This window comes from Massilia polaris, assembly GCF_012927275.1.
GTDB classification, from domain to species: domain Bacteria; phylum Pseudomonadota; class Gammaproteobacteria; order Burkholderiales; family Burkholderiaceae_D; genus Telluria_A; species Telluria_A polaris.
In genome coordinates this window covers 135,321-152,291 of the sequence record NZ_JABBGG010000010.1, presented here as the reverse complement: position 1 = coordinate 152,291, position 16,971 = coordinate 135,321, and the positions used below count along the sequence as shown (strand labels likewise).

The window sequence follows — 16,971 nt, the reverse complement described above, 5'->3', positions numbered from 1 at the left end:
CGATTCCTTCGCCCTTCCGCCGCTTATCAACGCGCCGCGCTTGGCCGCGTCAAACCCTTCAGCTTCTTGTCCGGCGCCGCCAGCGTAATCCCCGGCACCCGGTCACCCTGCAGCACCAAATCAAAGGTCATCAGCTCATCGCGCCGGAACGCGTGCACTGTCACCGTATCGCCCACCTTGAACCGCGACAGCAGCCCATCCAGGTTGCACGGATTCCCCGCCACCCGCAGCCCATCGACCGCAACCAGCAAATCCCCCGCCGACAGTCCCGCGCGATGCGCAGCCCCGTCCTCGTGCACCTGGCTCAGTTTGCAGTCCGCTCCTTCGCGCCCGATGCTCACGTCGAATGACGGCTTGACGTTCTTGCGCTCGTCCGCCAGCTTGATGCCGAACGGCGCATAGAGCTTCGCCAGCGGCAGGTCTTCCGTGCCGCGCACATAACGTTCGAACAGCGGCTTGAGTTTCAGCCCGCTGACTTCATCGAACAGCGCCTCAACCTCCGCCTCGGTCACGCCACGGCCGACTGTCGGGTAGAAGTCATGCCCGAACCGCTGCCACAGCGCCACCATGATGTCGTCGAGCGACTTCTTGCCCTCGGTCTTCGCGCGAATGGTGAGGTCGAAAGCAAGCGCGATCAGCGAGCCCTTGCCGTAGTAGCTGACAATCGCGTTCGGCGCGTTCTCGTCCTGGCGATAGTATTTGCTCCAGGCGTCGAAACTTGAATCGGCCACGCTCTGCTTGGTGCGGCCGCTGCCGCGCAGGACTCCGCCAATCGATTTACCGAGCAGCTTGAGGTAGACCGCTTCGCTAATCAGCCCACTACGCAGCAGCAGCAGGTCGTCGTAATAACTGGTGAAACCTTCGAACAGCCAGAGAAGCGGCGTGTACGTCTCGGCCTGCAGGTCGTACGGCGCAAACGCCGCCGGCTTGATGCGCTTTACATTCCACGTATGGAAATACTCGTGGCTGCACAGCCCGAGGAACTTCACGTATCCGTCGCCCGGCTCCGAAAACTTCGGCGCGCTGGTGCTTGGCAGGTCGTTGCGGTTGCAGACCAGGGCGGTGGAGGCGCGGTGTTCCAGCCCGCCGTAGCCATCGCCAACCGCCATGGTCAGGAACACGTAACGGTCGATCGGCGCGCGCTTGGTGCGCGGCTCAAAGAACGCGATCTGGGTTTCGCACAGCGTCTTCAGGTCTGCCTGCAGGCGGCCCATGTCCAGGTTCGGCACGCGGCCGGTGATGACGATGTCGTGCGGGATGCCGTGCGCCTTGAAAGTGCCGAGGGCGAAATCGCCCATCTCGACCGGATGGTCGATCAGCTCATCGTAATTCGCTGCCACATACGTGCCGAAGCCGTAGCGCTTCGCGCCCAGCTCCGCCATCGCGGTCGCCACACGCCAGGTCTCGGCGGCGGGGTCGCGCGGACGCTGGATGTCGACTTCATGCGACAGCTCTTCCTGTCCAAGCACACGCAGGAATACGCTGGTGCCGTTGAAGAAGCCGTGGCTCTGGTCCAGGTGGGCCGCGCGCACCGACAGGTCCCACGCGTAGACTTCATACTGCAAAGTGAGCGCGCCGGACACCGGCGCCGCGCGCCAGGTGTGCTTGTCGACCTTGGTGAGCGCGACCGGCTTGCCATTCGACTCGGCCTGGATCTGGACGATGTTGCGCGCGAATTCGCGGATCATGTAACTGCCGGGAATCCACGCCGGCAGCGCAAATACCTGGCCGTCGTCCGCGGGCGCCGCAACCGTCACCGTGACGTCAAACAGGTGGCCCGCGAGGTTCTTCGGAATAATGGTGTACTGGATTGCAGGCGCTTTTTTAGCGGATGTCTTTTTCATCAGATTTGTTCCGAGAAACCTCGTCCTTCAGGACGGGGAGTGAAAGGAGCCTGGCGCGTAGCGCCCGCAGCCGTCAAAGTGTAAAAATGTTTTGAACTTTGGTGTTGGGGCATGGTCAAACTCCATAAGTGCTTCAGTATGCGATTACGCGCTGGGGCATGAGTCATCTATCGTTTTTTCCGATCATGGTCGACGATAGTTTAGCCTGAATCCCGCTGCGCGCTAAGGTCCGCGGCGGTGTCGACGTCCTGGAATATTCCCGGATCGTCGACCGCGATCTCAATCACCGGATTCGCTTTCACAATATTGCGCGCGCCCTGGTCGCCGTCCAGCGCCAGCAGGGCCGCCAGATGCTGCCGGCCGAAGGCAACCGGGTTGCCGCGACGGCCGCCCATGACCGGTACTGCGATGGCGTGCCCCTGCTCGACTGCCTGCGCCAGCGCCCTGATGGTAGAGGGCAGCACATGAGGCATGTCGCCTAACGCAATGAGCCATCCAGCTGCCTGAGGTGCTGTGTGGCCGATCGCGTGTGCCAGCGACACACCCATGCCAGCGCCAGCATCGGCGCAAACCGTCACGCGGCAGCCAAGGGCGCGCAGTTCGGCAGCGACGCCCTCTCCTTCCGGCCCGACCACGGCGACCACCTCCGGCAGCGCGGCAAGCAGGTGCCTGGCGCTTGCCACGACGACGGCGTCGCCGCCGGGAAGCGGTTGCAGCAGCTTGTTCCGCTCGCCCGAAGGATCGAAACGCCGCCCCCGGCCGGCGGCCAGCAGAATGCCGACAAGCGCCATGCGCCTCCTTACGCCGTCTTCAGGTCGAACGGCAGCTTGCGCAAGCGCTTGCCAGTCAGCCGGAACACGGCGTTGGCGAACGCAGGCGCCAGCGGTGGCAGGCCTGGTTCGCCAATGCCGGTCGGCGGATCGGACGATGGAACGATGTGCACGTCCACCTGTGGCATGTCGTTCATGCGTGCCACGGTGTAGTCGCCAAAGTTCTGCTGTTCGACGACGCCATCCTTCAGCGTGATCGCGGCTCCGGGCAAGGTGGTCCCGAGCGCCATCAATGCGGCGCCCTGCACCTGCGCTTCGATGGTCAGCGGATTGACGGCGAGGTTGCAGTGCACACCAGCGGTTACTTTGTGCAGCTTCGGCACGCCCTTTGTCACCGACGCTTCGACGACATAAGCCACCACCGAGTTGAACGACTCATGCACCGCCACACCCCAGGCGCGGCCTTTCGCCAGCTTCTTTTTTCCGTAGCCCGACTTCGCCACCGCGAGGTCGAGCGCCGCCAGGTGGCGCTTGTGCTTCTCGCCGATCAGCTTGCGGCGGTATGCGACCGGATCGGCGCCCGCGATGTGGGCCGCCTCGTCGATCAGCGTTTCCATCACATACGCAGTATGGGTCGAACCGACCGAACGCCACCACAACACCGGCACATTGGCTTTAGGCGAATGGACCGAGAGGTTGAGCGGCAGGTCGTAAGGCGCTCCCATGCCCTCGGTCGTGGTCGCATCGACGCCATTTTTGACCATGAACGGCTCGAACATCGTACCCGCCATGATCGACTGGCCGACGATGGTGTGGTCCCAGGCGAGGATATTGCCCTTGGCGTCCAGGCCGATCTCGGCGCGGTGCACGTACGAAGGACGGTAGTAGCCGCCGCGGACGTCGTCCTCGCGGCTCCACATCACCTTCACGGGACCACCTTTGCCGGTCGCATTCCAGGCCTTGGCGACGTTGACCGCTTCGATGATGTAGTCCGACGTCGGCACCGCCCTGCGGCCAAAGCCGCCGCCAGCCATCATCGTGTTCAGGGTGACCTGCTCCGGCTTGAGTCCGGACGTTTTCGTGATAGCCGCGTGATCGGTGGTCTGGAACTGCGAACCCGCCCAGACTGTGCAGCTGTCCGCCTTCAGGTCGACCACGCAGTTAAGCGGTTCCATTGGCGTGTGCGCCAGATACGGGAACTCATACTGGGCCGAGATTTTTTTCGGAGCGCCGCGCAGGCGCGACATGTCCGCCTTCATCGCGACCGCGCCCGGCGTCTTGGCCAGTGCGGAAAATTCAGCCAGCTGCTTGTCGCTGCTGACCATTTCGACGCCTGCGGTGTCCCACTCCACGACCAGCGCATCGCGGCCCTGCTTTGCGGGCCAGTAGCCGGTCGCGATGACGGCGATACCGCTGCCGCCACGGTCGGCCGGCACTTCAAACACGTCGAGCACGCCCTTGATGGTTTTCGCCTTGGTGGCGTCGAACTTCGCGACCTTCGCGCCAAACACCGGCGGGTGCGCAATCACCGCGACCTTCGCGTCCGGCAGCGTGAAGTCAATGCCGAATTGCTGCGTACCGTTCGATTTCGCGCGCGCATCCAGCCGCTTGGCGGGCTTGCCGATGAAACGAAAGTCTTTCGGATCCTTGAGCGCGACGGTAGCAGGCACCGGCAGCTTCATCGCCGCATCCGCGAGCGAACCGTAGTTCGCCTTTTGCCCAGAAGGCCCGATCACGAAACCATTCTCGGTGCGGCACTGCTCCGGCTTGACGTTCCACTGCTGCGCGGCTGCGGCGATCAGCATCGCGCGCGCCTTCGCGCCGATTTCGCGGTACTGCATGAACGAGTGCGCCACGCTGCCCGACCCGCCGATCATCTGCATGCCGAACGCCGGGTCCTTGAACGCGTCGCCGGCCGGCGCCAGCTCGCCGCGGACCTGCGACCAGTCGGCGTCGAGTTCCTCTGCGATCAGCATGGGCAGCGCGGTGTGCACGCCCTGCCCGAATTCGAGCCGGTTGACCATGACGGTGACGGTATTGTCCGGCGCGATGCGCAGGAAAGCGTTGGGCGCGAACACCGGCTTCGGTGCATCGGCGGCCTGGGCGAATTTGTTCGCACCTGGCAGGAAGAAGCCCAGTACCAGCCCGCCAGTAGCGAGCGTGCCGGCCTTGATGAAACTGCGGCGCGACATGCCGCCTTGCGCAGGACGCGCGAGCGCGGCCTGGTCGATCCATTCTTTACGCATGGTGCTCTCCTCAGGCCAGGGTTTTCGCGGCGTCCTTGATGGCGGCGCGGATACGTTGATAGGTGCCGCAGCGGCAGATGTTCCCGCTCATGGCGGAATCGATGTCGGCGTCGCTCGGCGCCCTGTTCGTGCGCAGCAGGGCCGCGGCGCTCATCACCTGGCCGCTCTGGCAGTAGCCGCACTGCGGAACGTCATGGCGTACCCACGCATCCTGGACCGCCTTGCCGACCTTGTCGCCTTCCATCGCCTCGATGGTGGTGAGCTTCTGGCCCACCGCTGCCGCGATCGGCGTGACGCAGGAGCGCACCGGCGCGCCGTTCAGGTGCACGGTGCAGGCGCCGCACAGCGCCGCGCCGCAGCCGAACTTCGTGCCAGTCATGTTGAGGTTATCGCGCAGCGCCCACAGTACCGGCGTCGATTCGTCGGCGTCGACCTGCATGTCGCGCCCGTTGATATTCAGTGTGACCATACCTGCTCCCGCTTTGGACTGAGATTTTTTGTAATTGGTACTGCAGATGTAAAACGCGGGCCCGAAGCCCGCGTACCGTTTATTTGATTGAAGCGAACTTCGCTTCGAGCACCTTCAGATCGACGGCGCCCGGGATCCGGCTGCCATCGGTGAAGAAGATGGCAGGCGTGCCTTCGATGCGCATCTTGCGGCCAAGGGCGAAGATCTGGTCATGCGGGTCGGTGCACCTGGCCGGTGCGGCTCCGGCTACTTTGCCCGAGATCATCCATTCATCCCACGCTTTGTTGCGGTCCGCCGCGCACCAGATGTTGCGCGATTTGGTGACCGAGTCCTCGGACAGGATGTTGTACATGAAGGTGTAGACCGTCACGTTATCCACCTCTTTGAGCGTGGTCTGGCGGAAGCGCTTGCAGTAGCCGCAGTTCGGGTCTTCGAAGATCGCCATCACGCGCTTGCCATTCCCCTTGACCATCTTGAGCGCCGATTCGAACGGCAGATCGGCGAAATTGATCTTGTTGATTTCGTCGAGGCGTACCTTGGTCAGGTCTTCCGAGGTCTTGGCGTTGTACACGTGGCCGATGAACAGGAACTCGCCCTTCTTGTCGGTGTAGAGGATGTCGCCGCCGGCGCGGATTTCATACAGTCCGGAATAAGGCGTGGCCTTGACCGATTCAATCTTGACGCCTCCACCGAGACGTGGCTCGATCACTTTCTTGATGTTTGCTTCCACTGGGGTCTGCGCATTGCCGCACCCAGCGGCCAGCGCGGTCAACATCAACAGTGCGAGTTTATTTTTTACCATGACTTCTCCGGTTGTCCTGCGAATGAATTTGAGCCCGACGAGGTTCACTTGCCCATTGCGTGCGTGATCAGCCGACGCTTGAGCATCGGCAACTTATCCAGCAAGTTTAATCCCAAATTGCGCGCAATGCGCACTGGTTCGAGATCGGTGCTGAAAAGGCGCGCCAGGCCGTCGGTGGCGAACTGCATCAGGAAGATGTCTTCCTTGCGCGCGCGGGCGTAGCGGGCAAGCACGCGCTCGTCGCCGATGGCGCGCTGCGGCTCGCGCTCGGCGACTGCCTTGAGCAGTTCGGCGACATCGGCGAAACCGAGGTTCATGCCATGGCCGGCCAGCGGATGTACGACGTGGGCGGCGTCGCCAACCAGCGCCACGCGCGGCGCGGTGATCGCATGCGGGCGGATCAGCGCCAGCGGGAAGTCCTTGACGGTTTCAGGCTGCAGCGGACGCAGGACGCCCAGCTTTTCTTCGGACAGTCCGGCCAGGCGGATGGCCAGCTCGCCAAGGCTCTCGCGCATCAGGATGTCGGCCAGCGCATCCGGCGCGGACCAGACCAGCGACACGCGGTTGCCCGCCAGCGGCAGCAGCGCCACGATGCCTTCGGCGCCGGTGAACCACTGGTAGGCCACGCCGTGGTGCGGCTTCTCGCAGGAGAAGTTGGCGACCACCGCGCGCTGGTGATAAGAGCGGTAGTCGAGGCCGATGTCGCACTGGCCGCGCACCCATGAGTGGCCGCCGTCGGCGCCGACGATCAGCGAACTGGCGACCGCCTTGCCGCCTTCGAGATGGACGAGGGCGCCGTCGTCATTGGTTTCGATGCGGACCGCACGGCCGCGGACGATGTTTACATTAGGTGCGAACTTGAGCGCGGCGTCGAGCGCCTGGCACAGGTTGCGGTCTTCGACGATCCAGGCCAGCGCGCCGACGTGGGCGCCGAAGGCGTCGAATTCGATGTCGCCGCCTTTTTCGCCGTCGCCATTGACCGCCATCGAGTCGACTGCCTGCACGCGCGCCTGGTCGAGCGCGCCCCAGACCTTCAGCGACGACAGCAAGGTGTGGGCCGTGTGATTAAGTGCGTAGACGCGCACGTCCCACGGCTGCTCGCCCGCCGCGGCTTGCGGAGGCGATGCGCCCGGAGCCGCGGGAGGCGCGATCAGGGTGACACTGTGGCCGGCCTGGGAGAAGCCCAGCGCCGCGGTTTTGGCGACTGCGCCATTGCCAACGATGCAGACATCGCATGCGGTCTGCGCAGTAGAGGAAGTTGGAGTAGTCATGCGTTCCATTATAGCGGGTAGAAAAAGCAACGTTTCCGCGCACGCCAGGCGGCATTTTGAAAAAATTCCTTTGCCTGCCCTTGCAATCCACAAACTGGCTGACTATAATCATGCCTCTTGGCCTGGTAGCTCAGTTGGTAGAGCAGAGGATTGAAAATCCTTGTGTCGGTGGTTCGATTCCGCCCCGGGCCACCAAGAACATCGTTCACGCAACGCCCACTCATGCCAGTGGGCGTTGTCGTTTCTGGGATTCGCAGTCCTCAGCTCCGGTCCATTTCCGCTGCTCAAGGCAAAACTACAAACTCTTTCTGCTCAGATCATCGCTGAAGCTTACGTAGCAGACGATGGTTTTGGCTTCTTCGAAACTGACCTCGGTATCGACCGAAATCGCGGTCTTGCAGGCAATGAAAGTCGCAGAGTGAACCGCGTCGTTTCTTAGCTCGGCAAGCTTTTTCGCTTGTTCGATTGTCCAAAGAATGCGGACGCGCATAGGCTCCGACAGGCTTGTGGAAACTGTCGTAGCTACGTGGAGCATCTTTAGTTTCGCACCGTCGCTCCCGGCCACCTGGATCGCTGCAACGCCCTTATCGCGACAATCCTGTTGGCAAAGCCCAGGTAGCTGCAAGCCGTCACAGCCCCGCTTCAAGTATCCGGCGGCTGACCGCCAGCGTGACGTCCTGGCGCTCGCCGAGGGCGGTCATGCCGTGCGCTTCGAGCTGGCTGATGACGGCACCGATCTGGCTGGCGCCAATGCCGTACTCGCGCAGGCGGGTGGGCACGCCCAGGCTCTCGAAGAACATGCGGGTGCGGGCAATGGCGGCGTCGATGCGCTGCTCTTCGCTGCCCTCTGTCAGGCGCCAGACTCGTCCGGCGTACTGCAGCAGCTTGCCACGCTTGGCTTCGCGCCGCACTTCCATGTTCGCGGGCAGCACGATGGCCAGCGTACGCGCATGGTCGATACCGTGCAGCGCGGTCAGCTCGTGGCCTATCATGTGCGTGGACCAGTCCTCCGGCACACCCGCAGCAATCAGGCCGTTCAGCCCCATCGTCGCAGCCCACATCAGGTTGGCGCGCGCGTTGTAGTTGTCCGGTTCCGACAGCACCTGCAGGCCGATTTCCACCAGCGTCTGCAGCAGCCCTTCGGCAAAGCGGTCCTGCACGAAGCCGTCCGCCGGATAGGTCATGTATTGCTCCATGACGTGGGTGAAGGCATCTACCACGCCATTGGCGACCTGCGACAGCGGCAGGCTGTAGGTCTTGGTGGGATCCAGGATCGAAAAGCGCGGGAACACGTGCGGGCTGGAAAAGACCAGCTTGGCCTTGGTCGCGTTCTTCGAAACGACGGAACCGCTGTTCATCTCGGATCCGGTGGCCGGCAGCGTGAGCACGCTGCCGAAGGGCAGCGCGCCGCGCACCGTGGCGCCGTGCGTTTCCATGATTTCCCAAGGGTCGCCCTCGTACCCGACTGCTGCTGCGACGAATTTGGTGCCGTCGATGACAGAGCCGCCGCCGACCGCCAGAAGGAAGTCCATGCCCTCCCAGCGTATCAGCTCGACGGCGCGCATCAGCGTTTCGTAGCTGGGATTGGGCTCGATGCCGCCAAACTCGTACACGTCGCGCTCGCCCAGGGCGGCGCGCACTTCGGCCAGGGTGCCGGTGCGGCGCGCGCTGTCGCCGCCATACAGAATCAGTACGCGCGCCTTGGTCGGGACCAGTTCGTCCAGACGGGCCACGGTGCGGGCGCCGAACACGATGTGCGTGGGGTTATGCAAGTCGAAATTCTGCATTCTGTTCTTCTCAATGATGGTGGATTACAGCGCGGCGGCCAGCATGCGGCGGCGCGTTTCAATGGCGTCGCCAAAGACGCGCTTGGCCTGGCCGCGCACTTGCACGAACTCGAGCTGCTCGCCTTCCGGGCCCTTGGCGTAGATCAGCGTCCAGCCGTCGGACTTGCCGCTGGTGATACGGTTGGTGTTGGCGCTGAGCGGCGCCTGCAGGCGTTCCTGCTCGCTGGCCGAAGAGATGATGCGGTTGGCTTTCACGTTGCTCATGCCGCGCCTGGCGGACTCCGTTTCCAGGTCGCGCACGAACTGGTTGAAGTCGACGTCGTCGCGGATGTAGAAGCAGATGTGCATAGAGCGCGGATAGGCCGGGCTGGTTTTCTCGGTCGGCGGCGCGAAGCTGGCGCCGCTGCCTTGCGGCTGGCTGCTGTCGCGGTACTGCAGCAGTTCGATCACCACGTTGTCGAACTGGATGAAGCGCACGTCCAGGCGCTGGGCGCCGCCGCGCAAATCGGGTATGCCCACGGCGCGCGGGTTGACCTGGCGCTGTTTGGCTTCCAGCTCTTCGGTGAGCAGCAGCGTGTTGTGTATGACCTCGCCCTGGAAGTCGCCGTCGCGCATGATCTCGGTGCCGCCCAGTACCTGCGTGTAGAACTCGAATGCGCGTTCCATGTTCTGCACCGTCACGCCGAAGTGCTGCACGCCTTGCAGCCGGGCGCCAAGCGCGCTGCGGCTGGCCGATGTGGTTGCGGCCTGCGCCGCTGTCGGGATGAACGCGCTGGCTGCCATGGCGCCGACGGCCAGCATCACTTCGCGCCGGCCTGGATTATTGATGGACATTTTTTACCTCTCGCTGGTTGGATGGGACGCGTCCACTGTAGCCAGCGGCCCGAGGCCAGGCCAGTTAATAGCGTTAAATTTTGGTAAAGCAAAGATCGGCCGCGCTTAACCGGCCGTTGCTGCGCCAACCAACCTCAGAGCAGGCCACTATGACGAACAGCGCCCTTCCAGGCGGCTCCACGGAGCGCGAATACTGCTTTGCTCCATTCCGCTTCGTGCCCTCGCAGCAGCTGCTGCTGCACGGCGATACGCCGGTGCGCCTGGGCAGCCGGGCGCTCGACATCCTTGCCGAACTGGTAGAGCGGCCCGGAGAAGTGGTGAGCAAGCGGGAGCTGATGGCGCGGGCCTGGCCGGCCAGCGTGGTCGAGGAAAGCAACCTTAAAGTGCACGTCGCAGCGCTGCGCCGCGCGCTGTGCGAGGACGGGCGGCGCATCGTCGCGGACTACCGCCACGCGGCGCAATGGGCCAAGGACGCGGGCTTCGACGGCGTGGAGGTGCACGCGGCCAACTGCTATCTGCTGGAGCAGTTCATCCGCGACAGCACCAACCTGCGCACCGACCAGTATGGCGGCTCAGTGGAAAACCGCAGCCGCCTGCCGATCGAAGCCGTGACGGCGGTGGCGGAAGTCTGGGGAGCGGACCGCGTTGGCGTGCGCCTGTCGCCGATCACGCGCGCCGTCGGAGATACGCCGCTCGACAGCGATCCGGAGGGCACCTACTTCTACCTCGCCGAACAGCTGGGCAAGCTGGGGCTGGCCTATCTGCACTGCGTTGAAGGCCAGACGCGCGGCGACAACGGCGCCGGCGACTTCGACTTCAAGCGCCTGCGCGCGAGCGCGTCAGGGGTGCCATCGCGATGCGGTTGGCGACGCCGATGGCGCCGATGGCGGTCGGGGAAAACAGGCTGAGTTCGCTGCTGGTAGTCATGGTCTGGGCTTTTCTGTAGACGTTGATCGGATAACTGCAGAACAGATTAGCAGCGCCCCTCCCCGCCCGGGGTTAAGCCTGGTAAATCGTGGTAGCGCCTGCGCCGGCATGCGGATTTACCAAAATTAACCGCACGTACCGACTGGCCATCCTTCGGGTGACGTTTTTGTTTCTGGCACATGATCCGCCTTGGCCCGCGATCTCGCGCAAGTCGATGTACACTGGCTTACCGCATCTCGATAAGCGATATACAATAATGACTATCCTTTCATTCCGGTGCAAACAAACGAAAAAGTTGTTTGAAGGGAAGGCAGTCGCGACGTTTGCAAATTTTCGCTCTATTGCCGAAAGAAAGCTGCAGATGCTCGACAGTGCAAACAGCCTGAGCTTTTTGCGTTCCCCGGCAGGAAATCACTTGGAGGCCCTGAGCGGCGACCGAAAAGGCGAGCACAGCATAAGAATTAACGGTCAGTTCAGGATTTGCTTCGTGTGGACTGATATGGGACCGGAAGATGTAGAAATCGTTGATTATCACTAGTAATGCAAGGAAACTGATATGGCAAAGAATGGAATGCGCCCCATCCATCCCGGGGAAATTCTACGCGAAGAGTTCCTGGTCCCGCTCGGCATGACACCGCACGCGCTTTCCAAAGCGCTTCGCGTCACGCCTTCTCGCGTCAACGACATCGTGCACGAGAAACGCGGCATTACTGCCGATACGGCGTTGCGGCTTGCGCGCTATTTTGGGGGTGACCCGCAATCTTGGCTTAACCTGCAGCAGGCCTACGATCTCAAGCTGGCCGTCGAGGCGGCGATGCCGAAAATTATTGATGAAATCGAACCGCGCGATCCTCGCGGCAGCGGTAACAGCTATGCTCTGGCCGCTTGATGCGTGTATTCGACACACGCCTTGAAAATCCTCGTGTCGGTGGTTCGATTCCGCCCCGGGTCACCAAGAACAGCAACTACGAAACGCCAACCCATCGGGTTGGCGTTTTTGTTTTCGGGGCCGCAGACCGGCTGCCGCATTCATATCCAGCGCAAACCAGACCAATCTTCTAAACGCAGAAGCAGCGTAACCGCCGTGTATCGCCACACCGAGGGCTGGCGTTGAGCACGTCTTCGGCGCCATGCGCCATATCGGGGAAAACCGCTGCTTGCGTGGGACCGCGCGCGTCACCTTCGCATTTGTGCAACAGACCTTGGCAAGCCGCTTCCTGGCCACGCCCGTTGTAATGTGCTTATTTCTGCCTATACTAAATTTGATGTTCGCGAGGGGATTGCGCACATTTATCTCCTTCACTGTTTGTCTTTCACTCGGAGAATACTAATATGAAACCATTACGAATGATGGCAGCACTTGTAACAGGCGGACTGTTTATCAGCGGTATCGCCTTTGCAGGGGATGAACTGGCGGGCTCTGCTCCCAATCAAGGCGTGGCGACGCAATCTGGGGCCAAGCAACAGTTCAAGGTCACACGCGTTACTCCCGAATACTGGCGCGTCACCATTGACCACCCGCCATTTAACATCTATGGTCCGGAATCGATGCCGCAGCTGAACAGTGTCGTTACGCAGATAGAGAACGATCCCAAGCTAAAGGTCGTGGTGTTTGACAGCGCAGTGCCCGGATTCTTCCTGACTCACTATGATTTCGTCCCGCCTCTCGAAGTTACTACCAGCATGGCCCCTGGTCCGACCGGCATGCCACCGCTGCCCGATATGCTGGTTCGCCTGAGCCGCTCTCCGGTAGTGTCTATTGTGTCGATACGCGGCCGGGCTACCGGTGTCGGCAGTGAGCTTGCCCTCGCATGCGACATGCGTTTTGCTAGCCGCGAAAAAGCGGTGCTCTCGCAATTTGAAATCGGCGCCGGATTCGTTCCAGGTGGCGGACCGATGGCCCGCCTTCCCCGCTTAATTGGGCGAGGCCGCGCGCTGGAAATTCTGCTGAGCGGCAACGACATTGGTGGCGAACTTGCCGAGCGGTACGGCTATGTTAATCGTGCCCTTCCGGATGCCGAACTAGATAAGTTTGTGGACACCTTGGCCCGGCGTATCGCTTCTTTCGACAAGGAATCCATCTCGGAAATCAAGCATTTGGTCAACATCGCAAGCCTGCCTCCCGATAAAGACATCGCGGCGGAGTGGGATAGATTTATTGCCTCCGTCCAGCGTCCAGCGGCACAGCGGAATATCAAGAAGCTGATGGAGCTTGGGCTGCAGAAAAAAGCCGATGTGGAGATTCATCTTGACAAGTACACGGGCAAAGTAAATCAGCCGGACAAGAAATAGGACATTTGCGAACTGGCGGCGACTAACGGCGCGTCAGGCGCAGTCGCGCCATGGCGCGATATTGGCACAAGTCGCTGTCGCCGCGCCGGGCAGCGCCGGAACATGGCGCAACCCCGAGGTTCACTGAAAACCAGTGGCTGATACCGCTTAGTCCCGTCCGCCGCTGTAGGGTATTGCGGGCGGGAGTACTCCTGCAAATCCGATTAACAACGCATCCATGAATACGACCGCATTCATACATGTGAAGGAGAATAATATGTCTATCCCAAAAATTTTGTACCGCGCAAACGCTAAAGCCACCGGTGGCCGCGATGGCCGCGCCATCTCCTCCGACAACGTGCTGGACGTCAAACTGACCAAACCCAAAGAACTGGGCGGCGCCGGCGCGGTCGGCACCAATCCGGAGCAGCTGTTTGCTGCCGGCTACTCGGCGTGCTTCATTGGAGCGATGCAGTTCGTCGGCCACCGCGACAAGATCGCAGTGCCGGCTGATGTTTCGGTCGAAGGCACGGTCGGCATCGGCGCGATCGCAACTGGTTTCGCCATTGAAGCCGAACTAAAAATCTCGCTGCCGGGTCTGGATCGCACCGTAGCGGAAAAACTGATCGCCGCAGCCCATATCGTGTGCCCGTACTCGAATGCGACACGCGGCAATATCGACGTCACACTGACCCTGATCTGATTTTGGACCGGCGCGTACGTGCACGTCAACCACCTTTGATCGTGCGAGTACGTGTCCAGATATGCGCGGCAGCCTTGCAAGGGGATGATGCCGCCATTGTCGTAAAAGAACGCGTACGCCTGTGAAACAATTACGGGATGAACCACAATTTGGCAACGATCCTGAGTGCCCTGCTAGCGCCGCCGGGAGGACAGAAAACGCCTCTTTCTGCGACGACAAGGCAATGGGAATCCAGAGAACCCAAGCGGATCAAAATCAGGCCGTTTGCGTCCAGGTCCATGTCCCATTATGCGGGTTCATCGTGGCTAAACTCGCTGGTTTGTCAGGATGCTTGTGTCCGGCTGTTGAATGGTGCTGAAGCGACAACCCAATGTCGACCCCTGAACTGGTAGTGTAGCTGGCTCCCGTATGGCCGCCGTACCCGTAGGCAGTGGACCGGTGCCAACCGGCCTTATACGCGGCAGACGGCTGATGGCCGGCTTCTCCATCTTCGAGGTACCAGGCCACGCGACCATCGTCCAGCCTTCGAATCGTGGGCGTGACGCCGAGATTGGCGATAGTGCCGTTCCGGTCGGCATTGTAATGATGCGCTCCATACCATTCCGCCGAGGCCGGAGTAAGGTTTCCATTTGTCTTGACGCGATCGGGCTCGCGCCATTGCCAGTCCAGATGCGATTGCATCCCGATCGAAACCACCTTGGCACTGCCGCGCATTTCAAATGGCAGAGCGCTGGCGTCGGGTGGAAGCATAGATGGTGCTGCGACAGCCAATGGAGCCGCCATTACCATGCTGGATAGGGTGTTTGTTATCGTGCTCATGTGAGTCCCATTCTTCAAAATCATCAAGCCGGTAAAGTGTAGTGCGAGGATATGGATGTCACGGCTTCATCCCTATCCTTATCGAATTGCTTTAGTCCACCCCAGCAAGGAAGCTTGGCCAGGTCATTACGATGCTGCTTGCTGCGCACCTGCGGTATCGACAAGGCGCTTGTATTTCTCGAGCAGCAGGCGGATCAGACTATCGATTCAGCCACGGCTTCCCGCAGCCAACGGGTATGCCCCGCGCCTTTGTTGTCCTTCGCGATGCCCAGCACTTCCCGCCTGACGTGCTTTACCAGCATTTCCGGCGCGGCCTGTGCCAGCGATTGCGCGGACACGAAGGCCATTACGAGCATCAGAGCCATCGCCCGGGGCGGGGCGGTCACAAAATCAATAGTAGTCTTCATACATCACCATGGGGTCGAAAGAGATTCGGAACATCTGTTACGAACACATTCTATTGAGTATCATCGACGCGCAGAAGACCGATTTCTGAGTAGGTTGATTGCAAAAATGAGACGCATATGCGATCCAGCCTGCAAGCGTCGAAATGGCGCAGCGCGCCCAGTGCATGGCCGTGCACCGGCAGGTGGTCCAGGATCAGGAGCACCATCTGGGTATGGCCGGGTCACTAAGCTGATTCGCGGTAACTGGAATGCACGTTCATCAGGGCTGAACCGCACAGACCCCAGGCAGCATCTTCAGATGCTCAGCTCGGGGTACTTCCGCAACCGCGCCCGGATCATGTCGATGAAGGCGGTCGTTCGCGACGGCAGGAGCCGCCTTCCTGGCGTCACGCACCACAGGGGCGCCACTGGAGAATGCCAATCCGCCAGGACATGGCGCAGCAAGCCCTGCTGGAGCATTTCGTGCGCGAAGTAGTCGGGAAGCTCGCCAATCCCGGCGCCGCATGCAACGAGATCACGCAGCAGCCGTGGCGAATTGGTCGCAATGTGACCGCCCGGCATAAGCTCCGATCGGTCTTCGTCTCCGCGCGAGAGCTGCCAGTGAATGGGATCACCGCTACTGGCGACAAGCCGCAGGCAGGCATGCGCATGGAGATCATCTGGATGTTGGGGCATGCCGTGGCGTGCAAGATAATCGGCGCTGGCGTACAAGCCAAGGCGGAATTCGCAGAGCTTGCGTGCGACCAGCATGCTGTCGTCCGGCAACTGCACCGCGCCCCGCAGGGCGATATCGAAACGTTCTGACAACAGGTCTACCCGGCGCGGCGAAAGGTCGAGATCAAGCCGCACTTCGGGATATTTCGTGGCGAATTCATGGCAGAGGTCTCCCAGGCCGATCTCCACCAACTCAGGCATCATGGAGACGCGGAGCACCCCGCATGGCGTGTCCTGCCGATGCAGCGCGAAATCCAGGGCCGCCTCGGCTTCTTCCATCAGGCGACGCGCATGTTCGAGGATGCGCTCGCCGAATTCAGAGATGATCAATCGGCGCGTATTCCGCACCAGCAATCGCTCTCCGAGCCTGGCTTCAAGCTGAGCGATTCTTCGCGATATGGTCGACTTCGGCAGGCCGGTACGCGCGGTCGTGCTCGAAAAGCTGCCCGCTTCGACGACGCGAGCAAATAGGATGAGGTCGTTCGCATCGATGCTCATGGTGCTCCTGACCTGGTTCAATCGCTGCATTCAGCGAAATGCCAGGATTTTCACATTGCGGAAAAAACGCAAGCCTGCAACGCAGAACCCCGACTGTGGTCGGGATCGAGGATCAAGGAGAACCTGCCTTGCCGAGCTTCGTGCCAAAAGCCGTAGCATACATCAAAATGACACATACGTCATTACCAGAACGACAGAACCACAGTGGTGGTGACCGGACTCGCATCCTGGCTGGCCACGCCGACTGGCCGCAGTTGCGATAGCGCGTGGTGCAGGTTTTGACCTAACGCGATGGAAAAGCAGAGCAAGAGGACCGGCATCCAATGCCGCGCAGCGGCACCATTGACGATGAGCGCACCGGCTATGTGATTGAAAATCCTTGTGTCGGTGGTTCGATTCCGCCCCGGGCCACCAAGAACATACCTCACGCAACGCCCACTCACGCAAGTGGGCGTTGTCGTTTCTGGGATTCGCAGTCCGCGTGTCCGGTCTATCTCCGGTCCATTCCAAAGCTCCGTCTGCTTACCGCTTGCGCGGATACCGCCGGTCGAGTCCGGCCTGGATGAGTTGAAATTCGGTGACGGGTCGATTCGAATCGGTGGCAGGGGG

17 protein-coding genes and 1 tRNA gene are annotated in these 16,971 nt (G+C 61.4%); 6 read left to right on the top strand and 12 right to left on the bottom strand.

From position 1 onward, the window contains the following. Positions 1–26: 26 nt before the first annotated feature. The 6 genes from HHL21_RS17370 to HHL21_RS17345 all read right to left on the bottom strand — a co-directional run bounded on the left by HHL21_RS17370 (position 27) and on the right by HHL21_RS17345 (position 7,402). The gene (locus tag HHL21_RS17370) at positions 27–1,844 is read right to left on the bottom strand and encodes a M61 family metallopeptidase (RefSeq protein ID WP_169468156.1); all 1,818 of its coding nucleotides are present in this window, start codon (positions 1,842–1,844) and stop codon (positions 27–29) included. A gap of 200 nt (positions 1,845–2,044) precedes the next feature. Next, entirely contained in the window at positions 2,045–2,635 is a 591-nt protein-coding gene (locus HHL21_RS17365; RefSeq protein ID WP_169468155.1) for a nucleotidyltransferase family protein, read from the bottom strand. Between the two features lie 8 nt (positions 2,636–2,643). Continuing rightward, positions 2,644–4,860 (bottom strand): xanthine dehydrogenase family protein molybdopterin-binding subunit, encoded by a 2,217-nt coding sequence (locus HHL21_RS17360; protein WP_169468153.1) that lies wholly within the window; start codon positions 4,858–4,860, stop codon positions 2,644–2,646. A gap of 10 nt (positions 4,861–4,870) precedes the next feature. Continuing rightward, positions 4,871–5,329, bottom strand: coding sequence for a (2Fe-2S)-binding protein (locus tag HHL21_RS17355; RefSeq protein ID WP_169468151.1), 459 nt, complete (start codon positions 5,327–5,329; stop codon positions 4,871–4,873). 79 nt (positions 5,330–5,408) lie between these two features. Continuing rightward, entirely contained in the window at positions 5,409–6,131 is a 723-nt protein-coding gene (locus tag HHL21_RS17350; RefSeq protein WP_169468149.1) for a DsbC family protein, read from the bottom strand. Between the two features lie 44 nt (positions 6,132–6,175). Continuing rightward, positions 6,176–7,402, bottom strand: a complete 1,227-nt coding sequence (locus tag HHL21_RS17345) for an FAD-dependent monooxygenase (protein WP_169468147.1) — start codon at positions 7,400–7,402, stop codon at positions 6,176–6,178. Between the two features lie 119 nt (positions 7,403–7,521). Here HHL21_RS17345 and HHL21_RS17340 point away from each other — a divergent pair. Then, positions 7,522–7,597: transfer RNA gene (locus HHL21_RS17340), tRNA-Phe, on the top strand. A gap of 100 nt (positions 7,598–7,697) precedes the next feature. Here HHL21_RS17340 and HHL21_RS17335 read toward each other — a convergent pair. The 3 genes from HHL21_RS17335 to HHL21_RS17325 form a co-directional block, all read right to left on the bottom strand. After that, positions 7,698–7,892 (bottom strand): hypothetical protein, encoded by a 195-nt coding sequence (locus HHL21_RS17335; RefSeq protein WP_169468145.1) that lies wholly within the window; start codon positions 7,890–7,892, stop codon positions 7,698–7,700. A gap of 139 nt (positions 7,893–8,031) precedes the next feature. Then, on the bottom strand, positions 8,032–9,189 hold the full coding sequence (locus HHL21_RS17330) for an iron-containing alcohol dehydrogenase (RefSeq protein ID WP_169468143.1): 1,158 nt from the start codon (positions 9,187–9,189) through the stop codon (positions 8,032–8,034). Between the two features lie 24 nt (positions 9,190–9,213). Beyond that, positions 9,214–10,023, bottom strand: coding sequence for a VOC family protein (locus HHL21_RS17325; RefSeq protein ID WP_169468141.1), 810 nt, complete (start codon positions 10,021–10,023; stop codon positions 9,214–9,216). A gap of 149 nt (positions 10,024–10,172) precedes the next feature. Between HHL21_RS17325 and HHL21_RS21965 the strand changes: the two genes are divergently transcribed. The 5 genes from HHL21_RS21965 (at position 10,173) to HHL21_RS17295 (ending at position 13,924) form a co-directional block, all read left to right on the top strand. Continuing rightward, entirely contained in the window at positions 10,173–10,931 is a 759-nt protein-coding gene (locus tag HHL21_RS21965) for an oxidoreductase (RefSeq protein WP_206085852.1), read from the top strand. Between the two features lie 275 nt (positions 10,932–11,206). Further along, on the top strand, positions 11,207–11,488 hold the full coding sequence (locus HHL21_RS17310) for a type II toxin-antitoxin system RelE/ParE family toxin (protein ID WP_169468139.1): 282 nt from the start codon (positions 11,207–11,209) through the stop codon (positions 11,486–11,488). Between the two features lie 18 nt (positions 11,489–11,506). After that, positions 11,507–11,839 (top strand): HigA family addiction module antitoxin, encoded by a 333-nt coding sequence (locus HHL21_RS17305; RefSeq protein WP_169468137.1) that lies wholly within the window; start codon positions 11,507–11,509, stop codon positions 11,837–11,839. A 443-nt stretch (positions 11,840–12,282) separates the two neighbouring features. Beyond that, positions 12,283–13,242 (top strand): enoyl-CoA hydratase/isomerase family protein, encoded by a 960-nt coding sequence (locus HHL21_RS17300; protein WP_169468135.1) that lies wholly within the window; start codon positions 12,283–12,285, stop codon positions 13,240–13,242. Positions 13,243–13,498: 256 nt separating this feature from the next. Beyond that, a complete protein-coding gene (locus tag HHL21_RS17295) occupies positions 13,499–13,924 on the top strand; it encodes an organic hydroperoxide resistance protein (protein ID WP_169468133.1) in 426 nt (141 codons plus the stop codon). Between the two features lie 255 nt (positions 13,925–14,179). Here HHL21_RS17295 and HHL21_RS17290 read toward each other — a convergent pair whose 3' ends face one another. From HHL21_RS17290 to HHL21_RS17280, 3 genes are all read right to left on the bottom strand, one after another. Continuing rightward, positions 14,180–14,674 carry an acyloxyacyl hydrolase gene (locus tag HHL21_RS17290; RefSeq protein WP_169468131.1) on the bottom strand — a complete coding sequence of 165 codons (495 nt, stop codon included), beginning with the start codon at positions 14,672–14,674 and terminating at the stop codon, positions 14,180–14,182. 263 nt (positions 14,675–14,937) lie between these two features. Beyond that, a complete protein-coding gene (locus tag HHL21_RS17285) occupies positions 14,938–15,150 on the bottom strand; it encodes a hypothetical protein (RefSeq protein ID WP_169468129.1) in 213 nt (70 codons plus the stop codon). A 294-nt stretch (positions 15,151–15,444) separates the two neighbouring features. Beyond that, positions 15,445–16,362: a LysR family transcriptional regulator gene (locus tag HHL21_RS17280; protein WP_169468127.1), complete on the bottom strand. Its 918-nt coding sequence runs from the start codon at positions 16,360–16,362 to the stop codon at positions 15,445–15,447. Between the last annotated feature and the right edge of the window lie 609 nt (positions 16,363–16,971).